This window comes from Rhizobium sp. SSA_523 (assembly GCF_030435705.1).
Classification (GTDB): Bacteria; Pseudomonadota; Alphaproteobacteria; order Rhizobiales; family Rhizobiaceae; genus Neorhizobium.
In genome coordinates this window covers 1,607,484-1,622,982 of sequence record NZ_CP129382.1, presented here as the reverse complement: position 1 = coordinate 1,622,982, position 15,499 = coordinate 1,607,484, and the positions used below count along the sequence as shown (strand labels likewise).

The 15,499-nt window shown below is 62.3% G+C and carries 13 protein-coding genes; 6 read left to right on the top strand and 7 right to left on the bottom strand.

Annotated features, from left to right (window positions below):
* Positions 1-9 precede the first annotated feature (9 nt).
* Both QTJ18_RS16170 and QTJ18_RS16165 read right to left on the bottom strand, forming a co-directional pair.
* On the bottom strand, positions 10-1,248 hold the full coding sequence (locus QTJ18_RS16170) for a saccharopine dehydrogenase family protein (RefSeq protein ID WP_252751205.1): 1,239 nt from the start codon (positions 1,246-1,248) through the stop codon (positions 10-12).
* A gap of 51 nt (positions 1,249-1,299) precedes the next feature.
* A complete protein-coding gene (locus QTJ18_RS16165) occupies positions 1,300-2,397 on the bottom strand; it encodes a carboxynorspermidine decarboxylase (RefSeq protein ID WP_252751204.1) in 1,098 nt (365 codons plus the stop codon).
* Between the two features lie 346 nt (positions 2,398-2,743).
* Between QTJ18_RS16165 and QTJ18_RS16160 the strand changes: the two genes are divergently transcribed.
* On the top strand, positions 2,744-3,922 hold the full coding sequence (locus tag QTJ18_RS16160; protein WP_252751203.1) for a benzoate/H(+) symporter BenE family transporter: 1,179 nt from the start codon (positions 2,744-2,746) through the stop codon (positions 3,920-3,922).
* A 442-nt stretch (positions 3,923-4,364) separates the two neighbouring features.
* Positions 4,365-6,101 carry a 2-isopropylmalate synthase gene (gene leuA, locus QTJ18_RS16155; protein WP_252751202.1) on the top strand — a complete coding sequence of 579 codons (1,737 nt, stop codon included), beginning with the start codon at positions 4,365-4,367 and terminating at the stop codon, positions 6,099-6,101.
* A 99-nt stretch (positions 6,102-6,200) separates the two neighbouring features.
* Here the strand turns inward: leuA and QTJ18_RS16150 are convergent, their stop codons facing one another.
* The gene (locus QTJ18_RS16150; protein WP_252751201.1) at positions 6,201-7,604 is read right to left on the bottom strand and encodes an aminotransferase-like domain-containing protein; all 1,404 of its coding nucleotides are present in this window, start codon (positions 7,602-7,604) and stop codon (positions 6,201-6,203) included.
* A gap of 167 nt (positions 7,605-7,771) precedes the next feature.
* Between QTJ18_RS16150 and QTJ18_RS16145 the strand changes: the two genes are divergently transcribed.
* Together QTJ18_RS16145 and QTJ18_RS16140 are read left to right on the top strand one after the other, a co-directional pair.
* Complete coding sequence (locus tag QTJ18_RS16145) at positions 7,772-8,638, top strand: DMT family transporter (protein WP_252751200.1); 867 nt, start codon at positions 7,772-7,774, stop codon at positions 8,636-8,638.
* Positions 8,639-8,834: 196 nt separating this feature from the next.
* Positions 8,835-10,526: a methyl-accepting chemotaxis protein gene (locus tag QTJ18_RS16140; RefSeq protein ID WP_252751199.1), complete on the top strand. Its 1,692-nt coding sequence runs from the start codon at positions 8,835-8,837 to the stop codon at positions 10,524-10,526.
* Between the two features lie 25 nt (positions 10,527-10,551).
* Here QTJ18_RS16140 and QTJ18_RS16135 read toward each other — a convergent pair whose 3' ends face one another.
* The 3 genes from QTJ18_RS16135 to QTJ18_RS16125 form a co-directional block, all read right to left on the bottom strand.
* Positions 10,552-11,379, bottom strand: coding sequence for an anti-sigma factor family protein (locus QTJ18_RS16135; protein ID WP_252751198.1), 828 nt, complete (start codon positions 11,377-11,379; stop codon positions 10,552-10,554).
* Positions 11,379-11,861, bottom strand: coding sequence for a sigma factor-like helix-turn-helix DNA-binding protein (locus QTJ18_RS16130; protein ID WP_252751197.1), 483 nt, complete (start codon positions 11,859-11,861; stop codon positions 11,379-11,381). The genes QTJ18_RS16135 and QTJ18_RS16130 overlap by 1 nt, the downstream gene beginning before the upstream one ends.
* A 186-nt stretch (positions 11,862-12,047) precedes the next feature.
* On the bottom strand, positions 12,048-13,001 hold the full coding sequence (locus QTJ18_RS16125; RefSeq protein WP_252751196.1) for a metallophosphoesterase family protein: 954 nt from the start codon (positions 12,999-13,001) through the stop codon (positions 12,048-12,050).
* Between the two features lie 97 nt (positions 13,002-13,098).
* Between QTJ18_RS16125 and QTJ18_RS16120 the strand changes: the two genes are divergently transcribed.
* Positions 13,099-13,539 (top strand): NUDIX domain-containing protein, encoded by a 441-nt coding sequence (locus QTJ18_RS16120; protein ID WP_252751361.1) that lies wholly within the window; start codon positions 13,099-13,101, stop codon positions 13,537-13,539.
* Positions 13,540-13,639: 100 nt separating this feature from the next.
* Here QTJ18_RS16120 and QTJ18_RS16115 read toward each other — a convergent pair whose 3' ends face one another.
* Complete coding sequence (locus QTJ18_RS16115) at positions 13,640-14,626, bottom strand: glutathione S-transferase family protein (RefSeq protein WP_252751195.1); 987 nt, start codon at positions 14,624-14,626, stop codon at positions 13,640-13,642.
* Between the two features lie 255 nt (positions 14,627-14,881).
* Between QTJ18_RS16115 and QTJ18_RS16110 the strand changes: the two genes are divergently transcribed.
* The gene (locus QTJ18_RS16110; RefSeq protein ID WP_252751194.1) at positions 14,882-15,499 is read left to right on the top strand and encodes a GNAT family N-acetyltransferase; all 618 of its coding nucleotides are present in this window, start codon (positions 14,882-14,884) and stop codon (positions 15,497-15,499) included.

Genomic DNA, 15,499 nt, shown 5'->3' with positions numbered 1-15,499 from the left:
CAATGCCGGTTAGAACTCGACGGCCCGGTCGCCGTTTTCGTCCTTTATGCGGGTCGGCAGGCCGATTTTGTTCAACAGGTTGATGAAGGGCTTGGGGGGCAGTTCCTCGACATTCGCCATTGCCTTGACATCCCATTCGCCGGTGGCAACCAGCATGGCGGCTGCGACGGGAGGCACGCCCGCCGTGTAGGAAATGCCCTGGCTGCCCACCTCATTGTAAGCCTCCTTATGGTCGGCGACGTTGTAGAGGAAGACGGTCTTTTCCTTGCCGTCCTTGAACCCCTTCACATAGTCGCCGATGCAGGTCTTGCCTTCGTAGTTCGGGGCAAGCGAGGCGGGATCCGGCAAGCAGGCCTTGACGACCTTCAGCGGCACGACTTCGGAGCCGTCGGCGAGCTTGACCGGCTGTTCGGACAGCAGGCCGATATTCTTCAGGACCGTGAAGACATTGATGTAGTGATCGCCAAAGCCCATCCAGAAGCGCACATCGGCGCCATCCATGTTCTTGGCCAGCGAATGCACTTCGTCATGGCCGCAGAGATAGGCGCGACGCGTGCCGACCACCGGCAGATCGTAATCCTTGCCGATCTCGAACATCTTGTTCACCTTCCACTCGCCGCCCTGCCAGGAATAGACGACGCCGGTGAATTCGCGGAAGTTGATTTCCGGATCGAAATTCGTCGCGAAATATTTGCCATGGCTGCCGGCATTGATGTCGACGATGTCGACATCCGTGACCTTGTCCAGATATTCATCCTTGGCAAGCCGCGCATAGGCATTGACGACGCCGGGATCGAAGCCGGCGCCGAGAATGGCGGTAATGCCCTTCTCCTTGCACTCGGCGGCGCGCTTCCATTCATAGTTGCCGTACCATGGCGGCGTTTCGCAGATCTTGTTCGGCTCTTCATGAATGGCGGTATCGATATAGGCGGCACCGGTATCCATGCAGGCGCGCAAGACCGACATGTTGAGGAAGGCGGTGCCGACATTGATGACGATCTGGATGTTCAGCGCCTTGATGAGCGCCTTCGTTGCCTCGATATCGAGCGCGTCCAGCGCATGCGCTTCCAGCACGCCCGCCTGCTTCATCGCCTTCTTGTCGTGCACGCTTGCTATGATCGCATCGCATTTCGACCTGGTGCGCGATGCGATGTGCAAATCGCCCAGCACGTCGTTGTTCTGTGCGCATTTATGCGCCACGACCTGCGCGACGCCGCCAGCGCCGATGATGAGCACGTTCTTTCTCATGATGGGGACCAACTCCTTGTCCAATCGTCAGAAACCTTCGCCTGAGGAATTTCAGGAAAGGCTTTGTTCGTAGTCCGTGTACGAAAATTCGCGGACCGTCCTGATGCTGCCATCCAGTTCGCGGATGGCGATTGCCGGCATTTTCACGCCGTTAAACCAGTTTTTCTTGACCATCGTGTATCCGGCGGCATCCTGGATGGAGATCCGGTCGCCCACGTTCAGCGCGTTCTCGAAATCGAACTCGCCGAAAATGTCGCCGGCCAGGCAGGATTTGCCGCAGACCATGTAACGATGTGGTCCCTGGTTGGGAAAGACCTTCGCATTCTCACGATAGATCAAGAGATCCAGCATGTGCGCTTCGATGGATGAATCCACCACGACAAGGTCCTTGCCGTTGTAGAGCTTGTCGAGCACGGTGACTTCCAGCGTGGTCGATTTGGTGATGGAGGCCTCGCCGGGCTCCAGATAGACCTGCACGCCGAAATCACCGGCAAAGCGCTTCAGGCGCTCGGCAAATCGTTCCAGCGGATAGTGCTCGCCGGTAAAATGGATGCCGCCGCCAAGGCTCACCCACTCCGCCTTCTTCAGAAGCACGCCGAATTTGGTCTCGATCTCGCCGAGCATCCTGTCGAAGAGATCGAAATCGCCATTCTCGCAATTATTGTGGATCATGAAGCCCGAGATCATGTCCATCACCGGCTCGACCTTGGCGACATCCCATTCGCCAAGCCGCGAGAAGGGACGGGCCGGATCCGCCAGATCGAAGCTGGAGGAGGAGATGCCGGGGTTCAGCCGCAGGCCGCGGATGATGCCGGCGGACTGTTTTTCAAAGCGTTGCAGCTGGCCGATCGAGTTGAAGATGATCTTGTCGGCATGGCTGACGACCTCATCAATCTCGTAATCGGCATAGGCCACGGAATAGGCGTGGGTTTCCTTGCCGAAACGTTCATGGCCCAGGCGCACTTCGTTGAGCGAGGACGAGGTGGTGCCGTCCATATAGTCGCGCATCACGTCGAACACGCCCCAGGTGGCAAAGCATTTCAGCGCCAGCAGCGCCTTGGCGCCGGACAGTTCGCGCAGTCTCGCGATCTTTTCCATGTTGGCGATCAGCTTCGACTTGTCGATGAGATAATAGGGAGTCTGGATCAAGGCTTCATCCTTCGTGAACCCTGCCGTTGCCGGCGGAAGTGAACGGGACGCCCCGAATGCGTCGGAGGGGGTCGTATGCAAAAGGGGGGCGCAAAGCAAGAGGCAAAGCGCGCCTCGCGCGCCAGGAAGGCAGGTTTGCCACGGTCTTTGGGCCGCCGGCGAGGCTTATCTGGCCCGAAGCTCATGCCTGGCCAGGCCTGTTCAAGCCGGGCCGGGCCGGGAATGAGCTTCGGGCCAGCGGAGAAAGATCGAGGAGAACGGAAAGGAGCCGGCGGAGACTTGCCGAGACCCTCGCTTTCTGGTCTCACTCCGGCCATCGCAACAATCGCCATGCGGATGGTTTTGCATGCTCAAAGATCTGTCAGTCCAGGCCTCGATCATGGGGCTGCTTGCCGCCTTTGTTGGTTTCGTCAGCTCCTTTGCGGTCATCATGCAGGGTTTGACGGCCATGGGCGCAAGCCCGGATGAGGTGGCGTCGGCGCTTCTCGTGCTCTCCGTCCTGATGGGTGTGCTGGCGATTCTCCTGGCGGTGTGGAAGCGCATGCCGATCAGCATCGCCTGGTCGACGCCGGGAGCGGCTCTTCTGGCTGGCGTGGGCATGGTGGAAGGTGGTTTTCCCGTCGCAGTCGGCGCTTTCCTGCTCGCGGCAGGGTTGATCGTCCTGTCCGGCCTCTTCTCCCCGCTCGGGCGCGCCATCCGCATGATCCCGGCTCCGCTTGCCAATGCCATGCTGGCCGGCATCCTCGTCAATCTGTGTCTGGCGCCGGTCAAGGCGGTGGCCTTCAACCCTTTCCTCGGCCTTCCCATCGTGCTGACCTGGATCGTGGTGGTGATCTGGCGCCGGATCTGGGCCGTGCCGGCCGCGCTTCTGGCCTTTGCCGGCGTGCTGGTGCTCGGCGTCGATCTGCCGGCCGATGTGCTTGCGCAGCTCGGACATTCGATCCATCCGCAGCTGATCGCGGTCATGCCGGTCTTCACCCTGAACGGCTTCATATCGATCGCCATTCCGCTCTTCATCGTCACCATGGCCTCGCAGAACATTCCGGGCATAGCGATCCTGAAGGTGAACGGATATGAACCGGCGCCCAATCCGCTGTTCGTCGCCACCGGCGCCTTTTCCGCCATTGGCGCGATCTTCGGCGGCGTGCCGGTCAATCTGGCGGCGATCACGGCGGCCATGTGCGCCAGCGAGGAGGCGCATCCGGATCCCGCCCGCCGCTACTGGTCGGCCATCATTGCCGGCATCGGCTACATCTTCTTCGGCCTGCTGGCCTCCGGCATCATTGCCTTCGTCGCTTTGTCGCCGCCCATCCTGCTGCAGGCGGTGGCGGGCCTGGCCCTGATCGGTGCCTTTTCCAGCGCCGCCCAGGCCGCCTTCCGCGATGCCGATATGCGCGAGGCGGCGGCGCTCACCTTTCTCGTCACCGCATCGGGAACGGCCTTTGCCGGCATTTCCGGCGCTTTCTGGGGGCTTCTCGCCGGCGGGCTGATGCTCGGTCTGAAGCGGATCTTCGCATCCGGTTGAGCTGCGGCGGGTCGCGAAAGCCGGTGGGCGCTCCGGGCAGCCTTATCGGAACGGCATGAACGAGCATTGAAGGACGGCGCGCCCTCTTGCACTGTCCTTCGTCTCGCGTTATGTCTCGTGACATGAAGAATTCGGGCGACATCATTGCTGCTTCATACGCCGCGGGCCGGATGGCACACCGCGCGTCTTCGTTCGCCCTAAACTCGCTTCTTCTTCTCGGCCTTATCCGCGGTTGCCGGGTCCGTTGAGGAGCGCCCGGCGGCCGAACAGCCTGCCGGCATGAGCTCCTCGCACAAAATCCCCCGTTTGAAGACCAAAAGCCTCCTCTGAGGCCTTGATCCATCGTCGCGGCGCTGTAACAGGCTTTTGCCACAGGATACTGGCACAGGTTTTGACACAGTTTGACACTGGCGCCGACGCTGGACGCGAAGGAGAAGAAAAAATGGATGCCAAGAATTCCACCGCCACGCCTGTCTCTTCCGGCATGAAGGGCATGGCCGACGCCTCCCGCAAATATCGTCCCTATCCCACCATCGACATTCCGGATCGCACCTGGCCCTCCAAGGTCATCGACAAGGCGCCGATCTGGTGTTCTGTCGACCTGCGCGACGGCAACCAATCTCTGGTCAACCCGATGGGGCACGACCGCAAGGCGCGCATGTTCAAGCTGCTGCTCGATATGGGCTTCAAGGAGATCGAGATCGGTTTCCCCTCCGCCTCGCAGACGGATTTCGATTTCGCCCGCTGGTGCGTCGAAGAGGGCAATGTGCCTGCGGATGTGTCGCTGCAGGTTCTGGTGCAATGCCGGCCCGAACTGATCACCCGCACATTCGAGGCGCTGGAAGGCGCGCATCGACCGATCATCCATTTCTACAATTCCACCTCCGAATTGCAGCGGCGCGTCGTGTTTGCCAAGGATGTGGGAGGCATCAAGCAGATCGCGGTCGATGCGGCCAAGATGATCATGGACATGTCGACCAAGGCGGCGACCGGCGACAATGGCGGCTTCCGCTTCGAATATTCGCCGGAAAGCTTCACCGGCACGGAGCTGGACGTGGCCCTGGAAATCTGCAATGCGGTGATTGCCGAGGTGAAGCCCACGCCGGACAACAAGCTGATCCTGAACCTGCCATCGACCGTGGAAATGGCCACGCCCAATATCTATGCCGACCAGATCGAATGGATGTGCCGCAATATCGACAATCGCGAGAACATCATCATCTCGCTGCATCCGCATAACGACCGCGGCACCGGCATTGCCGCCACCGAACTCGGCTTGATGGCCGGTGCGGATCGTGTCGAGGGAACGCTGTTCGGCAATGGCGAGCGGACCGGCAATGTCGACGTGGTGACGCTGGCGCTCAACATGTATACCCAGGGTGTCGATCCGCAGCTGGATTGCACGGATATCGAGCGCATCAAGGCGGTTTACGAATATTCGAACGAGATGGTCATACCCGAGCGCCATCCCTATGTGGGCGAATTGGTCTATACCGCCTTTTCCGGCTCGCACCAGGATGCGATCAACAAGGGCATGAAGGCGATCAAAAAGGCCAATTCGTCAATCTGGGAGGTTCCCTATCTGCCGATCGACCCTCAGGATGTCGGCCGGACCTATGAGGCGATCATCCGCATCAACTCGCAGTCCGGCAAAGGTGGCATCGCCTATATCCTCAGCCAGGATTACGGCATCAACCTGCCGCGCAATCTGCAGGTCGAATTCCGCGAGGATATCCAGCGCATCACCGATGAAGAAGGCACGGAGCTTCCGTCCAGGCGCATCTTTGAGCGTTTCATCGAACGCTATGTCGAGCAGCCGGAAGGCCGCATCAAATTCGTCGACCACCACACCTATCCAGCCGGTACAGATCAGAAGGGCATCCGGGTTGTGGCCGCGGAGATCACCGATGGCGGCGAGGTGAAGCGGATCGAGGGCAAAGGCACGGGCCCGATCGACGGCTTCATCAACGCGCTGTCGCTCTATCTCGGCACGGATCTGTCGGTGGCCGATTATTCCGAGCATTCGCTGCAGCACGGGTCGAATGCCGCGGCCATCGCCTATGTCGAGGTGGAGCATGCCGGCGGCAAGCTTTTCGGCGCAGGCATCAACAAGAACATCGTGACCGCGTCGCTGGAAGCCATCGTGTCCGCGGCCAATCGCGTGCTTGCCACGCGGTGAAAGAGGGGCGTGGCGGGTCTGTCTGAACGATCGCGCCGCGCTTCGCCACACAAGCCGGCCGGCCATGACGCCTGACCGAAGACACTAGCATCCGGCGCGTCACGCGCCGGATTGCGCTTGCAGGGCCCTTGCCAGGATCAGGTCGATCCGCCGATCGCTCATCTGGGCGGTGTTGAAGCGCATCAGCTGGTCGGCGCTCTGGCCAATGCTGAAGACATTGCCGGGTGCGAGCACAAGCCCTTCGGCAAGCGCCGTCTGGGCAAGGGCGGTGGAAGAGCAGGAAGCCGGTAGTCGGCACCAGAGATAGAAGCCGCCCCGCGGCATCAGCACCGGCGTGATCCCCAGAGCCTTCAACCGGTCCGCCACCTCGCTGCGCTGGTGCGCCAGGCGTCGGCGCAGGGCCTCCAGATGCTTGCGATAACTGCCGGAGCCAAGCACCTCCGCGATCACCCCAGCCGTCAAGGGGCTCGGCCCGCCGAATTGCGTCGCCACCTGCAGGTCGATCAGACCTTCGATCCAGTCCGGACGCGCCGCGATGTAGCCGCATCGGAGCGAGGCGGAGAGCGTTTTCGAAAAGCTGCCGATCCGGATGACATGCGTCAGGCCATCCAGCACCGCCAGCCGCACCGAGGGCTCCGGCTCCAGATCCGCAAAAATATCGTCCTCGACAATGGTCATCCGGTGCTCGGCCGCCAGAGAGAGCATGCGGTGGGCCGTGTGCGGGGAAAGCGTAGCACCCGTCGGGTTGTGGAGAGCCGAATTGGTTAGATAGAGTTTCGGCTGCCTCTCGCGAAGGATTGCTTCGAACTCGGTCATGTCAGGCCCGTTTTCGGTATAGCGCACACCGATGACGGCAGACTGATGGGCTTTCAGCAGAGCCTGGAAGTTGAAGTAGCAGGGATCGTCGATCAGCACGGTATCACCCGGGCGCAACAGGAAGCGGCACACCAGATCCAGCGCCTGGGTGCCGCTGGACGTCAGAAGGATCTGTTCGGAGCCGAGGCTCAGCCGCTCCTCCTCGAAACGTGCGAGCAGCAGGCGGCGCAGGGCCTGAAGGCCGCGCGTGCTGCCATAGTCGCACAACAGCGCCGCGTCGCTGCGCGCCAGATGCCGCAGAGCGCGGCTGATGGCTTCATGTGGCAGCCAGTCCGGCGGCAGCCAGCCGCAACCGGGTTTCAGCGTGGTCTCGTCGGCATCCAGCGATTGGCGGGAGACCCAGAAGGGATCGACGGCCCTTTGCGGCGGGGTTTCGGCTGCCATCAGGGTCAAAGGCTGGGAGACCTGGTCACGGACGAAAAAGCCGGCGCCGCGCACCGCCCGGATCAGGCCTTCGGCGACCAGCCGGTCATAGGCTTCCACGACAGTGCTCGGCGAAACTGCCATGGTCTTGGCGAAGGCGCGCACCGAAGGCAGGCGGTCGCCCGGCATCAGCGCCCGGCCGGCAATGCGCCGGCGCATGGCCTCGACAAGATGAACGGTTCGGTTGGCGTGACCTTCAGCCATGCCGTCTCCAGTCTGTATGGGCAAATGTTTCAGTACAGTTTGTCCAAATTGTACAGATTTGTGCCTGTCTTTGCCAGACCGCCCGTCGCATTTTCTGTCCAGACTCACCACTCGAAGCCGCCCGTCGACGATGGGATGGGGCAGAACGACAGCGAAAGCGGGGACGGATGAAGGATGCAACGGATGGCTGGATCAGCGGGCTTCTCGGCGTCGTGATCTTCAGTGGCTCACTGCCGGCGACGCGCATTGCGGTGACGGATCTGTCGCCACTGTTCCTGACATCCGCGCGCGCCGTGATCGCAGCCGTGCTGGCGGGCCTCCTCCTGTCCGCCTTGCGCCGGCCGCGGCCGGCTGTCGCCGACCTTCCGTCCCTCCTGGTCATCGCGCTCGGCGTCGTCGTCGGCTTCCCGCTTCTGACGGCTCTGGCACTGCAGAGCATGACATCGGCGCGGTCGATCGTCTTTATCGGCCTGCTGCCTTTGGCGACCGCCGTGTTCGGCGTGATCCGGGGCGGGGAGCGGCCAAGGCCGCTGTTCTGGATCTTTGCCCTGGCGGGAAGCGGCTGCGTGGCCGGCTTCGCTCTTGTTTCCGGGGGCGGCGGCGCCTTGTCCGGCGACATCCTGATGATCCTCGCCATTCTCGTCTGCGGCCTCGGCTATGCCGAAGGCGCAAGGCTATCGCGCCGCCTCGGCGGCTGGCAGGTGATCTGCTGGTCGCTCATCGTCGCACTGCCGCTGATGGCCGCCATCGCGCTTGCGACCATTCCGGGCGATTTCTCACGCATCGGTGCCGCTGCCTGGGGCGGATTGGCCTATGTCTCCGTCTTCAGCATGCTGATCGGCTTCGTCTTCTGGTATCGCGGCCTGGCCCTCGGCGGAACCGCTTCGGTGGGCCAGTTGCAATTGCTCCAGCCCTTCTTCGGGCTCCTTCTTTCGGCCCTCCTGCTTGGAGAGGCGGTGAGCCCCGCAATGCTCGCCGTGACGCTCGTTACAGTTGCGCTTGTCACCTCGGCGCGGCGCTTCGCACATCGATGATGGTGAAGGCCGGTAGGAGGATGACCGGCGGGATTTGCGTTAACCGCTCGGAAAACAGCCTCACGAGGCGGATTTTCGTCCGCTCGTTCTTGAGCGCCTTCTACAATTTATAACCCCTCACTTATTCAAATTGTCTTTTAGCAATTGCGAAATCTATCTCCGGTTGAATACGCTTTACACATAGGGGAGATAGGCAATGGCATTGGGCGGATTCCTGAGAGGGTCGAATTGCAGCGAGGAAATGAAGGCCATCTCGCGCTCGCAGGCGATGATCTGGTTCTCCCCCAGCGGCACGGTGCTGAACGCAAACGAGAATTTCTGCAAGACGCTGGGCTACCAGCTGACCGAGATCGTCGGCCAGCACCATCGCATGTTCTGCGAAGAAGCCATCCGCTCCGCGCCGGATTACAATGCCTTCTGGAGCGATCTGGCCGCCGGTCACTTCAAGAGCGGACAGTTTCGCCGGCAGAAGAAGTCCGGCGAAGACATCTGGATCGAAGCAACTTATAATCCGGTCTTCCGCGGCTCCAAGGTCGTCCGCGTGCTGAAGATCGCCAGCGACATCACGACAAGCCGCATCCAGGCGCTGAACGACGGCAACCGCCTGCGGGCCATCGATCAGTCCCAGGCGATCATCGAATTCGAGCCCGATGGCCGCGTCTCGAAGGTCAACGACAATTTCCTATCCGCCATGGGCTATCGGGCGGATGAGGTGGTCGGACAGTTCCACCGCCTGTTCTGCGATCCGGCCTATGTGGCGACCAGCGATTATGCGCGGTTCTGGGACCGGCTGCGGGCAGGGGAATATATTGCCGATAATTTCGTGCGGATCGGCAAAGGCGGTCGGCGCGTCTGGATCCAGGCGGCCTATACGCCGGTCTTCAACTCCCGCGGCCTCGTCTACAAGGTCATCAAGGTTGCGACCGATATCACCGCGCGCATGCAGGCCGTCGAGACGATCGGCGATGCCATAGGCCGGCTGGCATCGGGCGATCTGACAGTGGAGATCAACACGCCCATCGATACGGCACTGGAGCGCACGCGGCAGGATTTCAATGCTGCGGCGCGGGCGCTGGAGGCCACGGTGGGCTCCATCCAGCATTCGGCCGAGGTTCTGGCCGCCAATGCCGCGGTGATCCGCTCCGTCTCCGACGATATTGCCCGCAATTCCGAACATCAGGCGGCGTCCGTCGAGGAGACGGCGGCCGCTGTCGAACAGATCGCCACGACGGTCCGCGATTCCAGCGTCAGCGCCGGCCAGGCAAGCCAGCTTGTCAGCGCCACCCGGCAATCGGCCGAGGCCTCGGGCAAGATCGTGCGCGATGCCACCGAGGCCATGGGGCGGATCGTCACCTCGTCCAAGGAGATCGAGAACATCATCTCGGTGATCGATGAGATCGCCTTCCAGACCAATCTGCTCGCGCTCAATGCCGGTGTGGAGGCAGCGCGCGCCGGCGAGGCCGGCAAGGGTTTTGCCGTCGTGGCGCAGGAGGTCCGGGAACTGGCGCAGCGCTCGGCGCAGGCGGCGAAGGAGATCAAGGCGCTGATTGCCGCCTCGGCCTCGTCCGTCGAACACGGCGTCACGCTGGTGGCCAATACAGGCGAAGCACTGCGCGAGATCGTGCGCAAGGTTTTGGACGTGGACGGCAATGTCCAGGCGATCTCTGCGGCCGCGCGCGAGCAGTCGGTGGGAATCAACGAGATCAATGCCGCCATTGGCAGCCTCGACAAGGTGTCGCAGAAGAATGCCTCCACCGTCGAGGAAGCCAATGCGGCGGCCCAGACCCTGGCTGCGGAAGCGGCGAGCCTCTATGAGATGATCGGGCGCTTCAAGGTTTCGGCAACGAGCGAGGACATGACGGCCGCGCACCGTCGTCAGGTCGCCTGACGCCCGGTATCGGCCACGCCCTGCGTCAGATGATGCGGGCGACCTTGCCTGCCAGCGTGTCGAGGAAGGCGTCGGAAGAGGGGCCGGTTACGACGTAGCTTGCCTGAAGCCCCTGCCAGGCGACCATGCCGATATCGTCGCGAATGACCTCGCGCATGTCGCTCTCGATCGGCGCGATATTCTTGGCAAAGGAAATGCCGATGATATCGCCGTCGCGATTGCGGTAGATCAGCTGGCCGACCGGCCGGCCGCCGGCGGAATAGAGGCGGGCGCCCAGAAAATCGAGCCCTTCGGCGGACAGGTCGGGAATGCGGAAGGAAACGCCCGTCGTGGCCATCAGCCATTCGACAATATGCGCCGACTCATTGGCTGGCACTTCGACGAGATGCCGGGACTGACGCGAGAAGAGCCGGTAATGCGAGGCGACGTCATCCATCCAGGCCTTGGCGGGATCGCCGGCAATATCGGCATAGGTGACCATGCTGGGCCGGGCGCCGAACATGTAGCCGGCGCCGGTTCCAAGCCCGAACATCAGCAGCGACGAGGCAATCACCGTTGCCAGCGTCGGGCGCAACCGCAATGCGCGGCGTCCCGTCTGCGGCAATTGCACGACGCGGCGGGGTTCCGAGGCGGTCTTGATGGAGCGGACGAGATCAAGCGATACCGGCTCCTTCAGGAGTTCGTCGAAATGCTCCCGGCCGATCGTGTCGGCGCGCCGCAGCGCATCGAGTGCCGCCCGGGCCTGGGAATCCTGTTCCAGCAGTGCATCCAGCGCTGCGGCTTCGATTTCCGAAAGTTCACCGTCCAGATGGGCGGAAAACTGCGCTTCGGAGCTCTTGCGTTGATCAGCCATCAGGCTCTTAGCTCGCTATTGTTGACCGCCAGAGCCTTCAGCTCGCGGCGTGCGTTCAAAATGGATTGGGCAATGGCCTCTTCCGTCGTCGCCATGACGGCGGCGGCCTCGCGGTAGCTGAGGCCTTCGACGGCGCAAAGAAGGAATGCCGCGGCAGAATCTTCGGCAAGCATGTCGATAATGAGGCGGGAGGAGCGCGCGGCCTTCATCGCGGCCTTGCGGCCGCTATTTTCCTGCTCTGCAAGCTTGAGTTTGTGGGCATCCTGCCGCGCCAGCCGGCGCAGGATGGAAAACAGGCACAGGTCGAGCCGCGCATCCCCCTGCAGCTCGACCGTTCGGGAGACCGCCTCCTCGCAGGCCTTGCCCAGGAGGTGCTCGATGCGGCTTTCATCCCGGCAGAGCGCCAGCGCAAAGCGCCGCAATCTCGGAAGAATGGCGACGAGGTCGCGTCTGATATCCGATCTTGCGGGCACACAGTCCATGGGATTCGCTCATTCTGGTTGACGGTCGATTGGCTCGATGGGTGGGCAGTTAAGCATGCCGGGCTTTCGCCAAGCTAGAGTGGGATTGCGCTTGACTGACGTTTTTCTGCACTTTTTCTGCGGGATCAGGCTCATCCTGACCCTTCTTCGTTTTGCGGGCCGAAAGCGGCGCCGAATCAGGCATGGCTAAAGATCCAGTTCCAGCGGCGGCGGAACGGGAAGCTCCTGCGGCTGGCCAAGCAGCACGCGGCGCTGCTCGTGTTCGATGGCGTCCGCCGCGGCGTTCAGGCCATAGCGATCGCAGGCCAGGTTCCAGGCGCCGGGCTCGCCGGTCAGGGTGAAGTAATTATAGGCGGCGGCCGGCTTGTGACCGCCCGGCCCCTGGGAGGCGGAGGCAATACCCAGGACCGGCACTTCGCCGTGATGCGTGCGCAGCATGTAGAGCGTGTTCAGATGCGTGTGGCCGTGCAGGATCAGTTCGGCACCGCCGAGAGACAGAGCCGCCGCGAAGCGTCGGATGCCGATCATGCGTTTATGCGAGGGCGCGGCGCCGCGGATCGGCGGGTGATGGATGAGGACCACGCGAAACAGGCCGTCCGCCTTCGCCTGCCGCAGCAGATTGGCAGTCTCGCGAGCCTGCCGCGCGCTGAAATAACCGCCGGCGGAGAAGGGCAGCGTGGCATTGGATGTGGAGCAGCCGATGATCGCCACAGGGCCGCGCCGTCGATAGGTGGGAAACAGATGTTCGTCATCCGTCCATTCGCGGGGGGAGGCGTCGCCGGCGATGAAAGGATACCAGGCATTGACGGAGCGATCATGGGCGCCCGGGACATAGGCATCGTGATTGCCGGGCACGACGGTCGTGTCGATCGGATCCCCGACGCTTTCCAGCCATTCCGCCGCCAGCCGGATTTCGATCGACGTGGCCAGGTTGACGAGGTCGCCGGTGATCATCAGATGGTCGGGACTGCGCAGGCGCATGTCGCTCAACAGAAGGTCGAGCGTATTGACCAGCAAATGCTTGCGCCGGTTCCGGTGCCAGTTGATAAAGCCTGTTATGCGCTTGGATGCCAGTTCACGCACGGTGAGACGCGGCAATGGGCCCAAATGGATGTCGGAGATATGCGCGAACGTGAACATGGGTCGAGACATAGAGCCAAGAGGCCATGACGCCAAGGGGGAGGCAGGGGCGCGCAAGACAGGGATTGCCGAAATCGGCAGCTGGCGCACGCGCCTGATGGTGTTTTTCCTGCATCGGCTGTTCGCTTTCACCCGTGGCATGACGCTTGGCGTGCGCGCCGCCTGCTTCGACGAAGCCGGTCGCATCTTCCTGGTCCGCCACACTTATGTGCCCGGCTGGTACATGCCGGGCGGTGGTGTCGAGCACGGCGAAACCGTCTTTTCGGCGCTCGTCAAGGAATTGCGCGAAGAGGGCAATCTCGAAATGGCGGCAGCGCCGGACCTTTTTCACATCTACCAGAATGCCGGCGCCAGCCGCCGCGATCACGTGGTGTTTTTCCGGGCCGTCGTGCGACAGACGGCGCCGAGATCCCCCGATGGCGAGATCGCCGAAAGCGGCTTCTTTGCACTGGACGCCCTGCCGGACACGGTCACGGCGGCAACCTTGCGGCGGCTGCGCGAATTGTCCGGCGAGACGGCGAAGGCCGATCTCTGGTGAGTCCCAAGCGCCCGTCGGCTGGCCCAAGCGCCGGCCGGACGGCCGGTGACGCGCAAAATCACACGCGCAAAATCACACGCGCGACATCACACATGCAAGTTCAGCCGAGGCGCTCCCGCCCGTGCGGCGCCGTCAGGTCGATCAGAGGGCCAAGCGGCACGATCCCGGTCGGATTGATCGTCTTGTGGCTGCAATAGTAATGCGCCTTGATATGCGCCAGGCTGATCGTCTCTGCCACGCCCGGAACCTGAGCCAGATCAAGCAGATAGGACTGAAGGTTCGGATAGTCCGCAATGCGTTTCAGATTGCACTTGAAGTGGCCGACATAGACGGGATCGAAACGCACCAGCGTGGTGAACAGCCGCCAGTCCGCTTCCGTCTGGCGATTGCCGAAGAGGTAGCGCTGGTCCGACAGACGCGAGTCCAGCCAATCCAGGCTGTCGAACAGCGCCGAGACGGCCTCCTCATAGGCCTCTTGCGTGGTGGCAAAGCCGGCCTTGTAGACGCCGTTGTTGACGCTGTCGTAGACACGATCATTGACGGCATCGATCTCGGCGCGCAGCGGTTCGGGATAAAAATCATCCGTCGATCCCGTCAGTCCATCGAAGGCATTGTTGAACATGCGGATGATATCGGCCGATTCATTGGAGACGATAGTGCCGGTCTGCTTGTCCCACAAAACGGGCACTGTCACCCGGCCGGTATAATGCGGATCGGCCTTCACGTAGACCTGCCAGAGCGTCGACAGGCCGAACAGGTGATCGGGCGTTGCCGCGGGATCGTCATCAGGGCGGAACTCCCAGCCATTCTCGGCCATCAAGGGGTGCACGACGGAGACGGATATCAGATCGTCCAGCCCCTTCAGCTTGCGGAAGATCAGGGTGCGATGCGCCCAGGGACAGGCAAGCGACACATACAGATGGTAGCGGCCCGCTTCCGCCATGAAGCCGCCGCTGCCGGTCGGGCCCGGCGCGCCATCCTGGGTGACGAAATTGCGGAAACTCGATTGCGCGCGCTTGAAACGGCCGCCGCTCGATTTCGTGTCGTACCAGACATCCTGCCAGTGACCGTCGACCAATCGTCCCATGAGGCTCTTCCCATTTTTGCTGCGGTTTCGTGCAATGTGGCGATGGCGGCGAAAATATCGAGTCCTCGATCGATGGACAGTGTGTTTTCCGATGGACGGGACATGGTTTTGCTGTTACTTCGGTCGGAAATCGGAGATAGCGACGATATGACTGAAACTCGGATCCTGCGACGACGCTGAACGACCTTTCACGGTGCCAGATCCTGTGCGCCGCGCCGACCGTTGTCCCTTATCGCTATCTGGTTTCAGCTTCCCATGCATGATCACGAGCTCGTCTACCTCACCGAGGACGCGTCGCACGACGCCATCATCGACATCATCAATGCAGAGGCCTTCGGCCCCGGCCGGTTCGCCAAGGCCGCCGCGCGCATCCGCGAGCAGGGTCCGCATGACCGCAGCCTGTCCTTTATCTGCGCCGATCGCGGGGAGACCATCGGCTCCGTCAGAATGACTGCCGTGCGGGCGGGCGGGGTGGACGCTCATCTTCTCGGGCCGCTGGCGGTTCGCCCCTCCCACAAAAATCTGGGAATTGGCCGCGAACTGGTGCGGATCGCCATCGAGGCGGCGCGTCGCAAGGGGTCGGAAGCGGTGATCCTGGTGGGCGATCCGCCCTATTACATGCCGCTCGGCTTCGAGAAAGTGCGCTATGGCGCGCTCAACTTTCCGGGACCGGTCGATCCGGGCCGGGTGCTGGTCGTGCCGCTGGCCGGCGACGTGCATTCGCGGCTGTCCGGCGTGATCGCCTGGCAGGATTGGCAGCCGGAGGTCCAGTCGCAAGTTCAGTCTCAAGTTCAGTCTCGGCTCCAGTCTCAGAGCTTGGCTCAGACCGCGGCTCACAGCTTGCAACACGCCCTGGCCGCCGCCGCCGAATAA

What these genes read in the sequence shown, in the direction of transcription:
- QTJ18_RS16110 (WP_252751194.1), top strand. Translation starts at nt 14,882, where the DNA reads ATGCATGATCACGAGCTCGTCTACCTCACCGAGGACGCGTCGCACGAC.
- QTJ18_RS16160 (WP_252751203.1), top strand. Translation starts at nt 2,744, where the DNA reads ATGCTCAAAGATCTGTCAGTCCAGGCCTCGATCATGGGGCTGCTTGCC.
- QTJ18_RS16120 (WP_252751361.1), top strand. Translation starts at nt 13,099, where the DNA reads ATGGTGTTTTTCCTGCATCGGCTGTTCGCTTTCACCCGTGGCATGACG.
- QTJ18_RS16125 (WP_252751196.1), bottom strand. Translation starts at nt 13,001, where the DNA reads ATGTTCACGTTCGCGCATATCTCCGACATCCATTTGGGCCCATTGCCG.
- QTJ18_RS16150 (WP_252751201.1), bottom strand. Translation starts at nt 7,604, where the DNA reads ATGGCTGAAGGTCACGCCAACCGAACCGTTCATCTTGTCGAGGCCATG.
- QTJ18_RS16140 (WP_252751199.1), top strand. Translation starts at nt 8,835, where the DNA reads ATGGCATTGGGCGGATTCCTGAGAGGGTCGAATTGCAGCGAGGAAATG.
- QTJ18_RS16170 (WP_252751205.1), bottom strand. Translation starts at nt 1,248, where the DNA reads ATGAGAAAGAACGTGCTCATCATCGGCGCTGGCGGCGTCGCGCAGGTC.
- QTJ18_RS16145 (WP_252751200.1), top strand. Translation starts at nt 7,772, where the DNA reads ATGAAGGATGCAACGGATGGCTGGATCAGCGGGCTTCTCGGCGTCGTG.
- leuA (WP_252751202.1), top strand. Translation starts at nt 4,365, where the DNA reads ATGGATGCCAAGAATTCCACCGCCACGCCTGTCTCTTCCGGCATGAAG.
- QTJ18_RS16130 (WP_252751197.1), bottom strand. Translation starts at nt 11,861, where the DNA reads ATGGACTGTGTGCCCGCAAGATCGGATATCAGACGCGACCTCGTCGCC.
- QTJ18_RS16115 (WP_252751195.1), bottom strand. Translation starts at nt 14,626, where the DNA reads ATGGGACGATTGGTCGACGGTCACTGGCAGGATGTCTGGTACGACACG.
- QTJ18_RS16135 (WP_252751198.1), bottom strand. Translation starts at nt 11,379, where the DNA reads ATGGCTGATCAACGCAAGAGCTCCGAAGCGCAGTTTTCCGCCCATCTG.